21 protein-coding genes are annotated in these 16,939 nt (G+C 68.1%); 11 read left to right on the forward strand and 10 right to left on the reverse strand.

The features are described 5' to 3' along the window. Positions 1–36 precede the first annotated feature (36 nt). The 8 genes from PD653B2_RS09650 (at position 37) to PD653B2_RS24865 (ending at position 5,162) form a co-directional block, all read left to right on the forward strand. Positions 37–1,386, forward strand: a complete 1,350-nt coding sequence (locus PD653B2_RS09650) for an ATP-binding protein (protein WP_085872170.1) — start codon at positions 37–39, stop codon at positions 1,384–1,386. Between the two features lie 435 nt (positions 1,387–1,821). Beyond that, entirely contained in the window at positions 1,822–1,986 is a 165-nt protein-coding gene (locus tag PD653B2_RS24860; protein ID WP_165763406.1) for a hypothetical protein, read from the forward strand. After that, entirely contained in the window at positions 1,983–2,696 is a 714-nt protein-coding gene (locus tag PD653B2_RS09655) for a hypothetical protein (protein WP_085872171.1), read from the forward strand. Before PD653B2_RS24860 ends, PD653B2_RS09655 begins: the two co-directional genes overlap by 4 nt. Positions 2,697–2,703: 7 nt before the next feature. Continuing rightward, entirely contained in the window at positions 2,704–3,642 is a 939-nt protein-coding gene (locus PD653B2_RS09660; RefSeq protein ID WP_085872172.1) for a helix-turn-helix domain-containing protein, read from the forward strand. 199 nt (positions 3,643–3,841) lie between these two features. Continuing rightward, positions 3,842–4,132, forward strand: a complete 291-nt coding sequence (locus tag PD653B2_RS26030; protein ID WP_414689163.1) for a thermonuclease family protein — start codon at positions 3,842–3,844, stop codon at positions 4,130–4,132. Between the two features lie 43 nt (positions 4,133–4,175). Continuing rightward, a complete protein-coding gene (locus tag PD653B2_RS09670) occupies positions 4,176–4,625 on the forward strand; it encodes a hypothetical protein (protein WP_085872173.1) in 450 nt (149 codons plus the stop codon). Between the two features lie 120 nt (positions 4,626–4,745). Then, on the forward strand, positions 4,746–4,976 hold the full coding sequence (locus PD653B2_RS09675) for a hypothetical protein (RefSeq protein WP_085872174.1): 231 nt from the start codon (positions 4,746–4,748) through the stop codon (positions 4,974–4,976). A 9-nt stretch (positions 4,977–4,985) separates the two neighbouring features. Further along, a complete protein-coding gene (locus tag PD653B2_RS24865) occupies positions 4,986–5,162 on the forward strand; it encodes a hypothetical protein (RefSeq protein ID WP_165763407.1) in 177 nt (58 codons plus the stop codon). Between the two features lie 31 nt (positions 5,163–5,193). Here the strand turns inward: PD653B2_RS24865 and PD653B2_RS09680 are convergent, their stop codons facing one another. Beyond that, positions 5,194–6,048: a hypothetical protein gene (locus PD653B2_RS09680; protein ID WP_133059069.1), complete on the reverse strand. Its 855-nt coding sequence runs from the start codon at positions 6,046–6,048 to the stop codon at positions 5,194–5,196. Positions 6,049–6,284: 236 nt separating this feature from the next. Between PD653B2_RS09680 and PD653B2_RS09685 the strand changes: the two genes are divergently transcribed. After that, positions 6,285–6,650, forward strand: a complete 366-nt coding sequence (locus tag PD653B2_RS09685) for a hypothetical protein (protein WP_085872176.1) — start codon at positions 6,285–6,287, stop codon at positions 6,648–6,650. Next, on the forward strand, positions 6,640–8,163 hold the full coding sequence (locus PD653B2_RS09690; RefSeq protein WP_085872177.1) for a hypothetical protein: 1,524 nt from the start codon (positions 6,640–6,642) through the stop codon (positions 8,161–8,163). The genes PD653B2_RS09685 and PD653B2_RS09690 overlap by 11 nt, the downstream gene beginning before the upstream one ends. A gap of 231 nt (positions 8,164–8,394) precedes the next feature. Here the strand turns inward: PD653B2_RS09690 and tcmP (PD653B2_RS09695) are convergent, their stop codons facing one another. After that, positions 8,395–9,504, reverse strand: a complete 1,110-nt coding sequence (gene tcmP, locus PD653B2_RS09695; RefSeq protein ID WP_085872269.1) for a three-Cys-motif partner protein TcmP — start codon at positions 9,502–9,504, stop codon at positions 8,395–8,397. Between the two features lie 269 nt (positions 9,505–9,773). Between tcmP (PD653B2_RS09695) and tcmP (PD653B2_RS09700) the strand changes: the two genes are divergently transcribed. Continuing rightward, positions 9,774–10,916 carry a three-Cys-motif partner protein TcmP gene (tcmP, locus tag PD653B2_RS09700; protein ID WP_085872178.1) on the forward strand — a complete coding sequence of 381 codons (1,143 nt, stop codon included), beginning with the start codon at positions 9,774–9,776 and terminating at the stop codon, positions 10,914–10,916. Here the strand turns inward: tcmP (PD653B2_RS09700) and PD653B2_RS09705 are convergent. The 8 genes from PD653B2_RS09705 to PD653B2_RS09735 all read right to left on the reverse strand — a co-directional run bounded on the left by PD653B2_RS09705 (position 10,898) and on the right by PD653B2_RS09735 (position 16,791). Further along, positions 10,898–11,656, reverse strand: coding sequence for a DUF5131 family protein (locus tag PD653B2_RS09705; RefSeq protein ID WP_085872179.1), 759 nt, complete (start codon positions 11,654–11,656; stop codon positions 10,898–10,900). The two genes, tcmP (PD653B2_RS09700) and PD653B2_RS09705, sit on opposite strands and share 19 nt — an antisense overlap. A gap of 287 nt (positions 11,657–11,943) precedes the next feature. Next, a complete protein-coding gene (locus tag PD653B2_RS09710; protein WP_085872180.1) occupies positions 11,944–12,843 on the reverse strand; it encodes a hypothetical protein in 900 nt (299 codons plus the stop codon). Further along, positions 12,840–13,232, reverse strand: coding sequence for a TauD/TfdA family dioxygenase (locus PD653B2_RS24870; protein ID WP_085872181.1), 393 nt, complete (start codon positions 13,230–13,232; stop codon positions 12,840–12,842). The genes PD653B2_RS09710 and PD653B2_RS24870 overlap by 4 nt, the downstream gene beginning before the upstream one ends. 510 nt (positions 13,233–13,742) lie before the next feature. Beyond that, entirely contained in the window at positions 13,743–14,303 is a 561-nt protein-coding gene (locus PD653B2_RS09720) for a hypothetical protein (protein WP_085872182.1), read from the reverse strand. Next, complete coding sequence (locus tag PD653B2_RS24875) at positions 14,300–14,464, reverse strand: hypothetical protein (protein WP_165763408.1); 165 nt, start codon at positions 14,462–14,464, stop codon at positions 14,300–14,302. Before PD653B2_RS24875 ends, PD653B2_RS09720 begins: the two co-directional genes overlap by 4 nt. Positions 14,465–14,478: 14 nt before the next feature. Next, a complete protein-coding gene (locus PD653B2_RS09725) occupies positions 14,479–15,507 on the reverse strand; it encodes a DUF4192 domain-containing protein (RefSeq protein ID WP_085872183.1) in 1,029 nt (342 codons plus the stop codon). Positions 15,508–15,523: 16 nt separating this feature from the next. Further along, the gene (locus tag PD653B2_RS09730) at positions 15,524–15,913 is read right to left on the reverse strand and encodes a single-stranded DNA-binding protein (RefSeq protein ID WP_085872184.1); all 390 of its coding nucleotides are present in this window, start codon (positions 15,911–15,913) and stop codon (positions 15,524–15,526) included. A gap of 506 nt (positions 15,914–16,419) precedes the next feature. After that, positions 16,420–16,791 (reverse strand): hypothetical protein, encoded by a 372-nt coding sequence (locus PD653B2_RS09735; protein WP_085872185.1) that lies wholly within the window; start codon positions 16,789–16,791, stop codon positions 16,420–16,422. Between the last annotated feature and the right edge of the window lie 148 nt (positions 16,792–16,939).

Below are 16,939 nucleotides of genomic sequence, written 5' to 3' on the forward strand. Positions count from 1 at the left end.
CTAGAAAACCCCCTAAATCTAGGTGAGTCTAGGAAGGTGGCGCTGGTGGATCAGAGCCCGTACACGCCCGGTGCTGGCCACAACCCGCCCGTCCTGGCAGGACGCGACGGCCTTCTCCGTGACTGGCACTTGGTGCTCAACGACATTGTCTCTGGCGGCCGCGTCCGTGCCCAGGACATGATCCTCGCCGGCCCGCGCGGAGTGGGGAAGACCGTCACGGTGAGCGCGTTCGCGGACCTGGCCAAGGAGCAAGGCTTCGAGGTGGTCAACCTCCAGGCTGTGTCGGGCCACGCTGGTCTGGTAGAGGCGCTGCTCCAGCGCGCTCGCACGCGCATGGCCGAGGAGGCCGGCCCGTGGCAGCGCGCCCGCAAAGCCTTCGAGCGGGTCGGCGGGGTCAACCTCAGCATCGCGGGCATAGGTGCCGGGATCGCCACTCGCCAATCCGACGCTCCAGCACCGGGCATGGATGCGGGAACGCTCGCTGACGCCCTGGCCATGCTGGCGGCCGAGGTCCGCAAGGACGCCCACAGCGGCGGCCTGCTGATCACCGTCGACGAGCTCCAGGTCGCCTCTGGCCCTGACCTCGCCCTGCTCGCGGCGACGCTGCACCGACTCAACGTCGACCACTCCTCCGCGCCGGTCCTCTTCGCCGGCACCGGACTGCCCTTCACCCCCGATGCGCTCCGCAAGGCTGGCGTGACCCACCCTGACCGCCTCTTCGTGCTGGAGCCCATCCCCCTCACCCTCGAACCCGATGACGCCCGATACGCCGTGGTGGAGCCAGCACGCCAGGCCGGTGTCGCGTGGACCCCCGAGGCGGCGGCAGCTGTGGTCGAGGCCAGCAACGGCTACCCGGCCCACCTGCAGCTGTTCGCCCACGCCATCTGGACATCCGCCGCCGGGCCCGACCAGATCACCCTCGGCGACGTCGAAGCCGCACTCCCCCAGATCGCCGACATGCTCGAGCGCCGCACCCTTGGCCCCCGCTGGGACCGAATCAGCGATCGACAGATGGAGTTCCTTGCAGCCCTCGCTCTGCACGGCGGGCGCGCCTCGACAGCAGCGATCGCCAAGACTCTCGGTCGCTCGCAGCAAGAGCTGTCTTGGCTCCGTGAGGAGCTCATCGAGGAGGGCGACGTCTACGCACCCAAGCGCGGCCAGCTGGCGATGGCGGTCTCGCTCTTCAACCGCTACGTTCTGAGCCACTACGAACGCACAAGGCCCGAGGCAGCGACCGAACTGCTGAGCCTGCAGCAGATGATCGCGAACGCCGGGCTGGACCCCTCAGCAGCGCACGCGGGCCCGGACATGCTGCGCCGAAGCGAGCAGAACGAAACCCGCCAGTTGCAACCGCCCAGCGGCGGATCTGGACGGCCGCGTTCCTGAGTGGCGGCGCGCACTGCTAACGAGCGGTGGTGGCATAACAGTCTTGGAGCGGCCGAACACGGACCGCGACAGCCCGCGCGGCGCTAGAGCTGGGAGCGGACCACTCGCAGCATGGGCCCAGTCACGTCGGACAGCAGCGCGAAGGGGCTGCAGCGGCGCTACGTCGGCCATCTCGTCGAGCAACTCGGAGTGTCGTCTACCGTCAGTGTCTCCATCGTCGGGGCGCAGTAGGCGCTCCACTCGCTTGACCGCCGCGGCGAGCCGGCGATAGGCCTCGACATCGTCGACGACGGCCAAGAGTCGACGCCCCGGTGCCAGCCCTGACGCGGGCCGGGCTGAGCATCTGTGAGATTTCTTCGCGTCCGGTGACCGCCCCGGAGGGTCGACCTTCCTTTGGTGACTGAGAGATGACCCCGGTCCACCAAGGAGCTGCACGTGAGCACGCCCACCGACTCCCCGTCCGCCGCGGCCGACCGTGACCCGGTTCAGGAGGCCCGCGCCCACCTCGAGCAGGCCCTGGCGGCGCTCGATCGACTCCGCGAAGTTCTGCCGCCTCCCAGCACTCCCCCGCCCGAAACCGCAGGCGGTGAGTCGGCATGACCACCGACACCACCCTGAGCGCCGCCGACGCCGTGTTCGAGGCCGAGCAAGCCGTGAGCAGGGCCCGCTGGGTCGTGGAGGAGATCCAGGAGACGATCACCTCCGCGCTCCGCGTGCTCGACGACGCCGAGCTCGACTCGGCCAAGGCCAAGCTGTCCGAGCGCGGCTCCTTCTACCTCGAGGCCGCCGGCGAGCACCTAGGACGCTTGCGCACGCGGTGCAACGACATGCCTGACCTCACTCACGGCCTGTTCGTGCACCTTAATCGCGCCTCGCAGTCCGTCACCGACGCCCGCACCCTCCTCGACCTGGCCGACACCTCCGATCCCGTCATCGCCAGCGAGGTCGCGCAACTAAAGCCGCGCATCGCGGTCGTCGGCGAGATGGTCGCCCTGGCCAAGCCGGTCGCCCAGTTGGCTGCCCAGCACGTCGAGACCGCGCACCAGGCCAGCCGGGACGTCACTGCACTGGGTCTGCTGGAGCCGGTCAGCCTGGAGCGAAGCATCGCGACCGCCGGCAAGGAGCTCGGCCGCGCCGACGAGGACGTGCGCCTGCTCGGCAATGTCGTCGACCACGCCGCGGCCAGCGCCCGAGAGTCGGCCGGCATAGCCAGCGAGATCACCGACAACGCCCGCCGGCGGATGTCCGAGCAGAGCCGGGACCCGATCACAAGCCCCTCGCAACCGGCGCCCAGGCCCCCGGGACGATAGGGGAGCCATGGACCTCGACCAGGGCGGCCGCCAGCTGGCCGGCCTCATCCTCGACGCGGCCGGCCGCGGCCAGCACGACCAAGTGGCCGACCTGATCGCACCGCTCGATGCCGAGCAGCTGCGATCCCTGGTGACGGTGCTGGTAGTCCAGGTCGACCAGAGCGCACCGGCCTCCTCGGCAACCGGCCCCGCCGCGGTGTGCGAGCTGGCCGTCAACGCCGCGGCGCCGATGTTCGGCACCACCCCGGAGGCGATCCTCAGCGCCGAGCGCAGCCGACCGGTCAGCGACGCCCACGCGGTGGCCATGACCGCCGCCCGCGAGACCGGCCTGTCCCTGCCGGCGATCGCCGAGCACTTCAACAAGGATCACGGCTCGGTGATCCATGCGGTCCGCCGCACCGCCGAATGGCCCCGGCTGGCCGACGCCGCCGCCCGGGTGAGCGAGCACGTCAACAGCCGCTACACCGCCCGCCTCCCCCGAGGCGAGGAGAACGTGGTCAACCTCCACCAGCAACCACCGGCCTCGACGTTCGAGCCCGATGGCCCGGTCGAGCACGCCGTGGCGGCGGCCGCCGCGGCCTTCACCACCACACCCGAGGTCCTCCTGGGTGCCGACCGGAGCCGGGCGGCCACGGACGCCCGTGCGGTGGCCATGACCGCCGCCCGCCAGCCCGGCCACAGCCTGCCCACGATCGCCAGGCACTTCAACCGCGACCACACCACGGTGCTCCAGGCGACCCGGCGCATCGAGAAGACCCCGCCACTGCGGGACCTGGCCGCGAAGATCGCCGCAAATCTCCCCGAGCAGCCGGCCAGCACCGGCGCCGGCCGGCTCGACGTCGACGAGCAGGCCCCTGAGAGCGGCCGACGCTCCCCCGGGCGGCGCGAGCAGCAGCGTGCGATCCCTGTTGCCGGCGAGCGTCCGCAGCTGAGGGTCGCCCGGTGAAGGCCCTGATCGGCCTGGCCGCGGCCGCGCTCCTCGCGCTCACCGGCGGGATCAAGGCCGCCCTGCCCGGAGCCAAGACAGGCCCCGAACCAGCCGAGGGCAAGGCCACTCAGGTGCCCGTGACCGCGGTCGTCGACGGCGACACGGTCCGCGTCGAGACCCCGGCGGGCGCAAGCTCGACCGAGTCCGCCTGCTCGGGATCGAAGCCCCCGAAGTCGCCCACCCGCCGGAGCCGGCCGAGTGCTACGCCGAGGACGCCACCGGCCTGCCGGAGCGACTCGCGCCGGTCGGCAGCACCGTTGGGCTGGGCACCGACACCGCCCAGCCCAACCGCGACCGCTACGACCGGCTGCTTCGCTACGTCGACCACGACGACGTCGACGTAGCTCGCGAGCCTCTGGCCGGCGGCGCCGCCCGCCGCTACGAAGCCGACAGGCGCTCGGCCGCGAAGAGTCGTTTCCGCGGCCGCCGACGATGCCCAGGGCGCTGAGCGCGGCCTGTGGGGCAACTGCTGAGAGCCAGGGAGGCAGGTCATGGACGAGCAGGTGACGACCGCCGCGAAGACGCTCGTCCGGTGGTGCTACGTCCGTGGCTTCGACGAACGCGCCCTCGGCTGCAGTGAGGAGCTGCTCAAGGCGGCGGCCGACCAGGCGCTCGGTCGAGCGGCGCCGGCGCACCTTGAGCATTCGCTGTGGCAACAGACCGCCGCGCTGCTGCGCCAGCGAAGCGACTGGGACCGTGAGCACCAGGTGAGCGCACCGACGTCGGCGGCGTGCCTGCCCTGTGCCGTGGCGGTCGACCAGTGCCCCACCCACGCCGGCCGGCGATGTCGTGCCTGCGGTGGCCAGCTGCACCGCATCGTCGTCGACGAGGGCTTCGACACCCACCCGTGCTGCGACCGGCCCGGCGCGAACGGGTCCCTGGCGTTCCTCGAGCACACCGCGCAGCTGCTGGGAGCCACGCTCCTGGCGCAGCGGGCCTGAGCGGCCCGGGGCGCCAACACGGATCAGCGGAAGTGATCGCTGCCACCCCCGGGCAGCACTTAGGAGACCAAGGAGGACTGGCGCAGCCGGTGCCGGTCCACGGGATCCATGGGAGTTCACATGAATGATGCCGCTCGCGAGGAAGCCGCGCTCGAGGAAGAGGCCCGTCAGCGCGCCGAGGAGATCAGGGCCACCGACAAGGCAGCCGCCCAGGCCACGGCCGCCGACACCGGCCCCTCCTCCGACGCCGAGATCGCTCAGGTCCACCGATCCGGCCGCCAGCACGACTACACCGACACGGCCGCCTACCAGCGGCCCCAGCTCGGCCGCCGCCGCGGCCCGCGTCGGTAGGAGGTCGCGATGGCTACCGCACTCGCATCAGCAGACGCTAGCCGCATCCCCGGCCGCACGACGGTCCGCTGGGTCGACTGCTCCCACAAGCTGGGGTCGCTGCCGTGCATCAACCACATGCCGCACGAGGGCAACGGCCGCGGCTGCGTGCACCACTCAACGTCCGGCTTCCAGGACGACGAGTAGGCCGCGGACCCTGCGGCGCCGAGAGAGCTCCTCAGCCGTGCACCATGTGCAGGCGCGGTCGCGGCTGCTGCTCGACGGCTGTCTCCAGGCGCTGCAGCCGCTCGAGCGTCATGGGATGCCCACGACGCCCGAGCAGGCCAGCCAGCACGGAGCCCAGGCCGAGGGAGACCACCAGCTGGTCGGCCGCGGCCTCCGAGTGGGCCTCGATCCGCCGGCTGGCCGCCGGCACCAGGTAGGACAGGGCGATCACCGCGCCGCCCAGGATCCCCGGGGCGGCCCGGCCCTCAGCGACCGACTGCACGATGCAGATCACCGCGACGACACCGCGCAGCGTCCACGCCAGCCGCATCAACGGAAGCCAGGCGAAGGCTCGGCCCACGCCACGGAACGTCGCGACCACCAGCCGCCACGGCGTCGTCGCGGCGAGCGCAGCGAGTTCCAGCCGTGGCCGGATCGCTCGCCGCCGGCCGACGGCATGAGCCATCGCGGCGGCCGCTTCCGCAGCGGTCACTCCCCCGCGGTACGTGGCGTCGACCAGTCCGGGGGTGACCACGACGGCGCGATCCGCGATCGCCACAGCCACCGGGGTGCTCGGATCCTGGCGCCGGCGCACGAACAGGGCGTCGACTCCGACGCCGCGGCCACCCAGCTCGGCGAGCACGGGCGTCATCACCTGGAGCTCAGCTGCGGTCGCGGGACGCGACCGGGTCAGCGTCGCGATCGCCGGCACCTCGAGCCGGCCGGTCGCCAGCGTAACGAGCAGGCCGGCTGCGACCAGGAACGCCACCAGGCCAAGGGCCGGCGGGAGCAGGGCGCACACCACCACGGTGAGGACGAAGCTCACCAGCAGCGCCGGCGCCAGCGTCACCACCCTCAGCACGGTCATCGGGAACCTCATCATCACGACCCTCCTCCATCTGTCAGCACTAGTGCGAATCTCTTGACTTTGCTCGCGGTGATCGTCCGGCGACCGCGGTACGACATAGGCGAACGAGACCAGTTTGTGCCCAGCCGCCGACACGACCCCGAGTTATCCACAGCCCGCCGCTCTACGGAGCGAAGACCGACCCGGACGTGGGTTCATGAGCCAGACCGACCTCCGACCGAAAGAAGGAACACCCCGTGGATACCTTCAACGCTGACGGCATTTGGTACCGCCTCGGCTCGATCGCTCTCTTGCTGCACCAGGCCGCTACCCAGGTGTGGAGCGACGTCGACCGGGCCGCCGCCGACTCGCCGCTGCACGATCTCGGGCTTGGCGTCTATCTCGCGCACTCCCAGGCCAGTGCCCTGCTGCCCGACGACTACGAGCTGCCCGACATCGACGAGGACGCGGAACTCGAGGAGCGCACGCCGCTGCAGCTGCTGACCGAGGCCGAGGAGCTGACCCGTCCCCTGCCGCTGCACCGGCCCGACCTGATGCACGGTTCGCAGCTGGTCGTCGACCTGTGCGACCTCATCCGGGAAGCCCGCGGCCTTGGCTACTGATCTGCGGCTGGCGTACGCCGACATCGACGAGCAGCTCTTCGACGTCGACCAGATCCCGATGACCTCGCGCGACGTGCGCAGCGTTGGCGAGATGCTCTTCGACGTCGACTACCTGGCGCGCCAACTCCTTATGGACGTCGACGGCGACGCCGCCGGCACGCTGTTGCGCAGCTGGCCGCCGATGGTCGCGGCCGCCGAGGACCTGTGGGCATCCCTACCCGGTCGACGTCCTCGCGTCGACGAGCGGGACCGGTCCATCACCAGCCTCTCCGCCCAAGCCGCAACCATCCAGACCAGCCTCTCCGGCCGCACGGCCTGGCCAGGGCAAGGCCCGACCAGCCCCCGCATCGACCAGATGATTCAGACCTTCCTCAACGCCACCTCGCTGGTCCGTCGCTACGGCGCCGAGATCCTCCACGAGCAGCCAGACGCTCACCGCGACCTCGAGGCAGCACGCACCCGGATCATGCACGGGCTCTACCTCACCGCCCACGCCGTCAACGTCGCGCTCCACGAGCACGGCCGCGACCGCGTCAACGACGCCCGCAGCGCCGGCCGCCCGATCCACCTGGCACAGCACCATTCCCCCTACGCGATCGCCCCCACCGGTGTCTGGATCGACCGGATCTCCGCCTGCGAGAACACCGCCCGCAGCTACCTGACCGCTCGATTCACCCAAGCCCTCGCCGGCGAGGCGATGCGCCCCGTCGACGACCCGGGCCGGCTGGCGCAAGCACTGGCCAACTGGGACATCCAGACCCACCGCGCGCTGGCCAGGGACGTCGAACCGTCCAACATCCTGCTGCTCACCCGCACCCAGGGGCTGATCGCCGGCGCGAGCATTGTCCTCATCGACGCGGCCGCAACTGCCGGCGTGCTCGAGTGTTCCGATCGCCTGGTTCCCGCCATCGCCGAGGCAGGGCGGTCCTGGAGCAACCTGGCCAGCCGCTGGAGCGACCTCGCTCCCCCAGGAGCCCGCCTCGAGGAGCCGCTGGCTCGCGCTGCCGCGGAGGTCCGCGCCGCGTACCGCCAGATCACCCACGACAAGACCACTCTCGCTACCCCAGACGTCATCGCCGTACGCCCAGGGCTGCCCCAAGCCGTGCCCGCAACGCTTCGCGCGATCGAGGCGGGGTCCGAGCTCGCGGTCGTCGTCGCCGAGAAGGCCGACGCACCCGACCTCATCGGGCCGGCCCGGGCCCTGTCCCGCCGAGCGCACAACGACGTCGAGGCCGGCCTGGCAACGGCGCCGGCATTCGGCCGCGACGTCGTCTGGGTCTCCCCCGCCGACATCCTCGTCAAACGACTGGTCCCAGTCCCGGCGCCAGTCTCGGAGGCGATGCGCGCAGCCAGCAGAGCCACGAGTGTGGCCGCGAACGCCGCTTCCGCGGCCGCGGCGCTGCACGATCTGCGGCGAGGAGCGTCGCCTGCCGGTTCGGGTAGGTGCATGGGTCGCGAGGTCCGGAAGCCCCACCCGATGTCCGGAACGCGGCCTTCCGGGCCTTCTCGATAGGGTCAGATCGGCATGTTGGGCCGTAGGACGGCCGTGGACAGGGTCCCGGTCATGACTACGCTTCATAGAGGAATGCAGGGTTCAGGTAGGGCGGCGCGCGAGGCGTCCCAGATGGTAGGTTGCCGGGCTGCGTTGTACGCCGCCTCTGACCCCGCGCCGATCAGGACGGGCTACGCGCGTAGCCCAGAATGTCGCGCATCGCTCAACACCCCTAGGTGAGCCCGTTGGGACCTACTGCGGCGTTCGAACCACATGCCGGAAGGAAAGGCCGGCATCTGTCGGGACGCCATCGAGGCGCACCAAACGACCTGAGTTCACCAGCGACCTCACCGCAGTCATTGCTTGGCTCTCTTTGTACACCGTGCGATAGAGCGCGAACTTACGGAGCTCGTAGATCGGCACTTGGCCGTTGCGTTGACTCTTGACGTGCTCGACGATGAGCCGCTCCAGAGCCGACGTCTGTGGCTCGAACGCGATGTCGAGCATCTCTTGCTCGGGGTCACGCGGATCGCGATAGCCCATCCCGGCAATTGGATCAACCTCCCACATCGCCTCCTTCATCTTGCGCAGGCCCAGATCATGTGTAGTTCCAAAAACGAGGTAGAGGGACGCGCCTCGTGTGTCGACCAGCTCGAAGTCGAGCACGTGTGTGAACCCGGCCTTGCGGACGGATTCCCGGTATTGCTTCATCAGCCAACGCTGTTTGTTCGAGGGCGACTGCTTTACGACCTCGCGCCAGTCGCTGTCTCCGAAGACGGAGTCGCCGTGCTTGATGTCGGTAACGTCCGCAAATCGAGAAAAGTATTGGGGTTGAATAGTGATGATGACTTCGCCGCCCGGGTAAGCAAACCTCCCGACCAATGCCGCCGAAACGCCTCCTCCCCAAGTGTCGAGGACCGCCAGAATTGGACGATTCCACGCGTTTGCGCGGGTTAGAGCGTGCTCAAGTGTCGGCTCACAATCGCCCTTCTGTACCGTGACGTGGACTCCGTGTTCCTGAAGCTGGTCAAGCGGCACCGGTAGAGCAGCTTTGGCGAGCTCGCCCGGCAGAATGTCAATGCATCGCTGATCATGGTCTACGAAGATGAACCGGATGCCTCCGTCACGAACCCTTGTGCGAATTTTCGGGTTGCTGACTAAGGTGCGCATCGCGATCACCGGAGAGCCGGGGGCGCCGTCCGTGTAGATACCGGGGCCGGAAAATCCCTCGGCGTAGGTGATGTTTGCGTTCCAACCCGTCACCATGATGGGCATCCATTTGGACAGGTACATCTCGTAGAGGGCGTGCTTCGCCTTCGTGTGCGGGTCGGCGGGCCACGGCACGGGGTTCTTTCCAGCCATCGACACTCACTTCGTCAGGGCACCACTCTTCGGAAGCGCTAGTGGTGCAGGCGAGCACGACCGTAACAGCGACCTGATCCGCTTTCGAAAGATCCCGGAATATTGGCGCTGAGTCCTACCGGCGTGACATTGCCTCGCATTGCTCCAGCCTTCCAGCCCGTCGCCGATCATCCGCCCGTGGCACCGAAGAGCCTCTATCCAAAGCGATTCTCCTGCTCAGGACATCCAGCCAGCACTACCCTCGACAACCAAGGCATGACGGGGGACGAATGAGCAACAACAAGAACTTCTTCGAGGCGCCGCAGGCGGCCGCGGTCTACAAGCACAAGCTGATCAAGAGTTACATCCCTGCCTGGGCGGGGAAGGTCGGCTCCACCTCCGAGGACAAGCGGGTCGTCGTCTATGACGCGTACTCCGGTCCGGGTCGGTACGAAGACGAGCAGCCTGGCTCACCCGAGTTGCTGGTGGACACCGCCGACGCGATGGCGAACCTGCGCTCCGTCTTCTCAGTGTTCAGCGAGAAGGATCAGGGCTACTGCGACCGCCTGAGCGAACTGCTCGTGGAGAAGGACATTGACACCGACACGTACGAAGTCCGGCGCGGTCCGGTTGAGGACCACATAGACACCGTTCTCTCCAACGCGGGTGAGCTCCCGCTGTTCGTGTTCCTAGATCCCTACGGCCTGACGATCCCGTTCGACCGGGTTGTTTACGTCCTCAAGTCACGCGACAAGACGGGCTACTCCCGGCTCCTGCAGCCGAAAACTGAGTTGCTCATGAACTTCTCGTTCGAAGCCGTGCGGCGCATCTCAGGGGTGGTGCGGTCCACCAAGGACTACGCCGCCAAGCAGGGCCAGATCGACGCACTAAACAACGCTCTCGGCGGAGACTGGTGGCAAGACCTCGCACGCGACGAGCCTGAGGGCTGGGTCATGGACGTGCTCGAGGGCTACGCAGATCGCGTTGCCAGCGCCGCCGAATGTGGCTACATCACAGCGGACGTTGCCGACTCGTTGCAGGCGCAGCCCGTCTACGAACTCATCCTCTTCACGCGTCACACGGATGGGTTCTGGGAGATGGCGAGGTCCATGTCGATGGCACGCAAGGAATGGCGCGAGTGGCTGGTGGCGGCAAAGGAGGAAGCTACTGGTGGCCAGGTTGAATTCCGGGGACTGGACTTCGACGACGACGAGTCTGCGTGGGTGGCTGAACTGGCCGACAACATGGAAGCGATCCTGAGGTCGGTACCTGGCTTCACCGTCGAGAACAAGCTTGGTGAGGTACTTGGCCGCACGCTTGGTCTTGCGCGCGAGATGCACATCAGGAAGGCGCTGAAGATCTTGGAAGAGCGCAAGGTCATCGCAATTGCCCCGAAAGGCAAGCTCCAGAAGGCCTACATCGCGCGCAAGTGACGCGAGGTCTCCGGCATCTCGGACCACGTCAGGCCGTCGAGTTCCCGCCCACCACTCTTGGCTCGGATTCCACCCCACTGCTTGAAGAAGAACGGCGTGCGTGCGGCAACGCACTGGTCCCGAATCTCTCGGATCCACTCGGGATCGACAGGTCGAGCCCCGACGCCGCTCTCACCGCCTGCAATCACCCAGTCGATGCCGTCGAGCGGTACGTCAGGCAGCGGGCCGAGCAGTGGTTCGCACGAAAGGAAGCGCACAGTCGCGGGGACCTTGGCGAGGTCGGTGATGCGGTCGTACTGATCTGCGGACTCGACGCTCACGCCCATCCAGACGTTGCTAGGCCATTCGAGTTTGTCGGCGATCCTCGTCAGCCTGCGGGCCCTCTTGGTCAGGACTTGGTAGGTGTGGTGGGGCGTGTCCTCCATGACCCGGAACACCTGCTGAATGAAGTCCAGCGGCACGCGCGCGTGGAAGAGGTCGCTCATCGAGTTCACGAACACGACTCGCGGACGCTTCCACGAGTACGGAATCTGGAGCGCCTCCAGATGGACGGTCACATCGAACCCGGGACCACTCGTCCTAGGGTCACCATCGTTCTGATACTTGGGGTTCCCCATAGCCTTCAGCCGCTTGGCCAGCGTGAGTGCGTAGCAGTTGTCGCAGCCAGCGGAGACGCGGTCGCAACCCGTCGTCGGGTTCCACGTCGCTTCGGTCCACTCGATGGCGCTCTTGTCTGACATGCAAGCACTGTATCTTGTTCGAACGTACGTTCGACCCAGTCCAAAAGTGCGTCGGTAGCCCGCGTCGTCGCACGCGGGCTCCCACCGTGAAGATGTGGCTTCACATCTCCCTCGCACCGCACATTCAGCGATGCCTTTGTCCGCGGCCAGTGCCCCGAGGTCTGCCGTGCCCGACCTGGTCCAGCGTTGAAGCGATGATGCAGGGCCGCGCTGACTGCGCCAGGGTCGAGCTGAATGGGGCCGCCGTGAGGTGACCGCAGGTCAGGTTCGCCGGTTGTGAGGGCGGGTCAGTCGTTGCCGTAGTCGCCTTCGTACGGGATGTCGCTGCTATCGCCCTCTGCCTGGAATGTCTCTTCAATCCCGGCCTCGTCCAAGACCTGGTAGTCGTCAAGAACCAGGCCGCAGTGGGGACAACTGAAGTACTCCGAAGTGACAGTCAACGTCACGATGACGTCCTCGTCGTACTCGGTCTCGACGTCTGTCACGTCGTCGCCCTCGACGACACCCTGACCTCCGCACGCGGGGCAGGTCTCGTCCTGGGAATGGCCAAGCGAAGCTGAAAGAGACCTACCTGGTTGCCATTCGTGGGCGACCCGCGCCGGCAACGTGCCCGCCTCGTACTGTGCACGGCGCTGCCTGGCGCGTTCCAGCAGCATCTCGGTACGATGCTCGACGTTTCTCTTGTTTCGCTCTAGGTGGTCCCGAACGACCGTCGCCCGGGAGTCGCCCACGAGGTCCTCGGCTTGACGGTCGCACGCAGCAACGAGGATGACCACCTGGGCCCAGTAGCGCGGCCACCAAGCGGTCTCCGGGATAAGCGTGAACTCTGCCGTTGCGCCGTGTAGATACTCGTTCCGGGCATGGGTGATCTTTTCGGCCTCTGCCTTGCTAAATGGCCTAAATGCCTTCTCGCATCGGGAGTAGAGCGTCTTGGCAGCGACGGACTCGAACCGAGCGTTCCCGCCGATAAGCCCGAGTGCGATCAAGACGTTCGTGCCATCCTCGGATGGCACAGCGATCAAGAGCGGCGACTGCCGAGCGAGAGCTGCCTTAGCAAGCAGTTCCAGGGCCAAGGATGCCCACAACGCACGCTCGTCGAAGAAGCGGACATCCTCGTCATCCATCGCCTTGTTGAGGAAGAGTTTGGCCTTTAGCCACAATGCCTCGTGGTCGTACGGAGCACTCACCGTCTCTCGACCTTTTTGACGCGAAACATGAGGCGCTTCAGCTCACGTTCTGGAGTAGCCGCGGCATCAGCGCGTGCGTGCAACACCGCGCGATTGTCGAGGACCAATACCTGGTCAGGCTCGGTCCAGTTGAACGCAATAGCTGACGCAAGCGCTTCCTCGAAATAGGCGAACGCGCGGCGGGCTCGGGAGTCGGCCGGCCTCATGCAGCCCGGATCGAACCGGTACCGCCCACTGCCGAATGCCGGCGCGAGAAATCGCGCGGTGCCGTCGTCCACTATGAACAGCCCGTGAGCGAGGTTCTCGCGGACTTCGTACGGAGTGCGCCAGTGGTCTCCACGCCAGAGCATCGTGGGCACCGGGCTGGGCGATTCCGCGGAAAGGATCACGATGTCGGGTGGAGACGAAAGGTGAGCGCCATCCGTATGGAGTGGCTGTGCGCCCGAGCCGTACGTCGCGCTCAGGGATCTCCGCGGAGCATCGCCTGGATCGACGGGCCTTAGGACGTCGACTCGGCTCTGCCCGCGACGACTCGCCATCGGGGTCAACTCCAGCCACTGCGCCTGGACGCGCAGGACTTCGAGCTTCCCGGTACCGGAAGCCCAGCCGTCCTTACGCGCTGCGGCCACCAATTCCGTTAGTTGGTTCCCAATCGCCATACAGGCCCCCGTTCGTCGCGCTAAGCACGTACGGGCCACCCTCGCAGATGGTTGGGCACTCCGCCGCGGTTCGCACGCCAAGTGCCCGGCTGTGAGCCATGAGAGCACCGCGACAGAGGCAGGCGCAGGAGCCCTCGTCGAGGGTGGACAGCTAGCCGTATAACCCTCGCAGTCACGGACCTCACCCACGTACCGCTCACCATCTCAGCCGATGTGCTGCACGAATCGGCGGCGGCGGACCTAGCCCATTCCGCCGCCTATGACTGTCAAGGTTCGATGGAGCGTTGGCACGGGCACTGGTGCGAATCGTGTTCCTTCCCCGGCCGCCAACGGCTGGATCGGCAGCTGGGATAGCAGGGTTTGCCCGCATAATTGGGGAAGTACCAAGTCTGTCCGGCACCGAGCCCGTCGGCCGTCTCTTTGGCGCCGGCCGAGCGAGCCCGTGAGCGCGGACCTAGAGGCCGACGGGTTCGCTGCCGCGTTTGTAGAGAGGTCGGCGTTGCGGAATGAGTCGAGCTGGGTGGGGCACTCGGCGTCGCCAGGGACGATGAAGCGGATGCCGCCGGCGGCGGCATGCGCAAGCACCGCGGCGGCAGGGTCGACGCGGCTGCGCTCCTGGACGAGCGCGGAGCCCCCGTGGGACTCGAGGCCGGCGGCCGCCTCGAGGTGGCCGAGGACCTTGTCGGCGCCGAGCTCGCTGACAAGGCCGGTGACGCGGAGGTCTCCGGGCTCGATGGTCCTGCTGAGGGTGACGCGGACGAGCCGGTCAGCGTCGTCGACGTCGGTGCGGGTGCTACTCATGCCTGGACTCCCCACAGCAGGTCGAGGTCGGGTTGGTGGATGACGTCGAGGCGCTTGTCGGGGGCATAGGCCGCGGGCTCGGGCACCAGCAGGCGGCGCAGCTGGCGCTCGGTAGCGCTGGGCTGGGCCTGGTCGATGGGGTCGCTGTCGTCGTAGTTCATCGCGGTTGTCCTCCTCAGCGGCCCGGGGCGGGGCGGTCGGTGGTGGGGTGCGTGCGCGGCAGGTCTCGCTGCTGTTCGGGGGGCTTAGGCACGAAGGACTCGTCGAGCTCGCCGGCGAGGTCGCGCATCTGGGTTTGGTATCGCTCCCACTCGCGGGGGTGGATGCCGTTCTGCAGGGCGGAGGCGACGATGGCGGCCATGGAGTAGGGCCGGTCGGCGGGCACCTGGTCGAGTGCGCACCAGGCCTTGGCGCCGTCGCCGTGCAGCCAGCTGGCGAAGCCGAGCATGGAGGCCGGCGCTGCGCGGACCTCGTCGGGGGCGCGGCGGGTGAGGTCGTTCCAGATCGCCATGTGGGAGGTGTGGTTCTCCTTGGTCATGTCCTCCCACACCGCGTCGCGGGTGCTGATCGTCTCCAACGCGACGAGCATCCGTGCGCCGTCGATCTCGGAGAGCCGGTTGCCGTCGGTGTGGAACTGCTCGAGACGGTCCAGGGCCCAGTCCCGCTCCGCGGCGGGGGTGCTGGCCGCGGCCGCCGCTCGAGCTGTCGGGATCAGCTGGGTGATCGGGTCACGGTCACCGATCAGTGAGGCGGCCAGGGAGGCCCGACTGGAGGTCGGCTGGGCGGCGCCGGACAGCACGGTCGCGGCCGCGATCCGCTCGGCGGTCGCTTGGGTCTGCAGCCCGGTGTGGCCGGTGTTGAACTCACGCCACCGCTCGCCGTCGGACCACAGCCGGATCTGGGTGGTGATGCCCACGGTGTCGAGTCGGTTGGACAGGTGCTGGCTGGCCAGTTCGGCGGTGCGGCGGTCTTCGGTGAAGCAGAGGATGCCCAGCCGAGCGCCGGGTCGGGCGTGGCGGCCGTAGGGGCCGCTGATGGCGTCCCAGACTTCCTCGCGGTCGGCGGCGCTCTTGGGGAGGTCGACGCGGGCGATCGGGAGCCCCGGTCCGAAGGGGACCAGGACGATCGACTCCTCGGGCTTGAAGCCGAGGACGTGCGGCACTGCGGCGAGCAGCTCGTCCGGGGACTGTACGACGAGATCCATCGGAACCTCCGCGCGGTCAGCTGGCCTGGGCCGGGTGGGCGGCGCGCTCGATGCGCGCGGACACGTACTTGAGCGAGACGCAGACCTCGCAGAAGCGGTTGTCGACGACCACGACGTCCTTGGTGCGCTTCTCGCCGGTCTCCTTGTCCGGCCAGCTCTCGGTGCGCTCGAGGCCGTGGACAAAGGTTGGATCGCCGGATCCGCCGCTGTCGTGCCCGTGCGTGGCGGCCGAGCCGAAGATCTCGACGTTGTGGGCGGTGGGCTTGTCGTTGACCCACTCCCCCTCGTCGTCCTGCACGCGCCGATTGACCAGGACCCGGCAGTTGACGAACGGCTTCTTCTCGCGGGTGTGGGGCCGCTTGGGAGCCTCGGCCAGGTTGCCGGCGAAGGTGACGGTGGTGGACATGACTTCCTCCTAGGTGACTGCGAGACGTTCGGATCGGTCCCGCAGTCACCTAGGTCCCATCGGGATCCGGCAGCGATCACAATCGGCCGAACTTGTTCGGATCAGCCTCGAGCTCGCGCCGAACTGCTCAGCAGGGCTGTACGGCAGGCGGCGCTGCACCGACCACCCCTGCCGGTTCTTCGCCCCGCTCGAACCCGCGACGTGCTTCGGCGCGATCCGCTAACGCAGGTGGGTGGTGACATCGGTGCCCGCGCAGCCGTGCCTTCGCGAGCGAGACAACGCCGTGCATCACCGCGTACGCGAACCGGTAGACGATGATCACCCGCCCCTGCGCCAACCAACACCGGCCATGGCCACCGCCGTCCGTGCGCGCCCGCTGTGAACGGACTGACATTGCCCCGGTTCACCACAGGCACTTACTGCCGGGCACCGTGGCGACCTTCGCCCGGTAGCGCGCGAGGTCTGCCAAGTCCGCAATCGCCGCCGCTACCGCCGCAAGGTCGGCGTCATAAAGCCGGCGAACCTGCACCCGCTCCCCCGCTCTCGTCCGTCGCGCCGGTCTCCGGCTCGACGACCGCGCCTCCTTCCGTGCCGCTGAGCCGCCGCAGCCGCGTCGCCTCCCGCACGGTGATCGTCTTGCCGCAGCACTCCACTGCCTCGGCAAGGGACAGCCCCTCACCCTCGGTCAACGCCCGCAGCGCCTCCCCGGCGCGCTTCTCGGTCTCGGTCACCGCTGCGTCACGCTGGCCGATCGCGACCATGACCCGTTCGGCCAGGTCGATCACCCGCCGCTCGCGCTCCTCACGCTCGCGCCGTCTCTTGTCGGCCATCTCCCGCGCCGTGCGCCGCGCCTGCTGCTTGATCGTCTGCTGACTCATCGGTCCTCACTCCGGGTCGACATGGAATCTGACAGTCACCTACGACAGATCCCAGCCCCCGTGCGATCACCACCGCCCAGGAAACCTTCCGAACCCACCAACTCGACCCCAGCCAGCCCCGTCCACCTCAGCCAGCACGAACCCGACG

It is taken from the genome of Nocardioides sp. PD653-B2, from assembly GCF_002117935.1.
Classification (GTDB): domain Bacteria; phylum Actinomycetota; class Actinomycetes; order Propionibacteriales; family Nocardioidaceae; genus Nocardioides.

Coding starts and splice junctions, on each gene's coding strand:
- PD653B2_RS24875 (WP_165763408.1), bottom strand. CDS start 14,464: ATGAACTACGACGACAGCGACCCCATCGACCAGGCCCAGCCCAGCGCT.
- PD653B2_RS09655 (WP_085872171.1), top strand. CDS start 1,983: ATGACCACCGACACCACCCTGAGCGCCGCCGACGCCGTGTTCGAGGCC.
- PD653B2_RS24865 (WP_165763407.1), top strand. CDS start 4,986: ATGGCTACCGCACTCGCATCAGCAGACGCTAGCCGCATCCCCGGCCGC.
- PD653B2_RS09660 (WP_085872172.1), top strand. CDS start 2,704: ATGGACCTCGACCAGGGCGGCCGCCAGCTGGCCGGCCTCATCCTCGAC.
- tcmP (WP_085872269.1), bottom strand. CDS start 9,504: ATGGCTGGAAAGAACCCCGTGCCGTGGCCCGCCGACCCGCACACGAAG.
- PD653B2_RS09730 (WP_085872184.1), bottom strand. CDS start 15,913: ATGTCCACCACCGTCACCTTCGCCGGCAACCTGGCCGAGGCTCCCAAG.
- PD653B2_RS09735 (WP_085872185.1), bottom strand. CDS start 16,791: ATGAGTCAGCAGACGATCAAGCAGCAGGCGCGGCGCACGGCGCGGGAG.
- PD653B2_RS09725 (WP_085872183.1), bottom strand. CDS start 15,507: ATGGATCTCGTCGTACAGTCCCCGGACGAGCTGCTCGCCGCAGTGCCG.
- tcmP (WP_085872178.1), top strand. CDS start 9,774: ATGAGCAACAACAAGAACTTCTTCGAGGCGCCGCAGGCGGCCGCGGTC.
- PD653B2_RS09680 (WP_133059069.1), bottom strand. CDS start 6,048: ATGACCGTGCTGAGGGTGGTGACGCTGGCGCCGGCGCTGCTGGTGAGC.
- PD653B2_RS09720 (WP_085872182.1), bottom strand. CDS start 14,303: ATGAGTAGCACCCGCACCGACGTCGACGACGCTGACCGGCTCGTCCGC.
- PD653B2_RS09670 (WP_085872173.1), top strand. CDS start 4,176: ATGGACGAGCAGGTGACGACCGCCGCGAAGACGCTCGTCCGGTGGTGC.
- PD653B2_RS09675 (WP_085872174.1), top strand. CDS start 4,746: ATGAATGATGCCGCTCGCGAGGAAGCCGCGCTCGAGGAAGAGGCCCGT.
- PD653B2_RS09705 (WP_085872179.1), bottom strand. CDS start 11,656: ATGTCAGACAAGAGCGCCATCGAGTGGACCGAAGCGACGTGGAACCCG.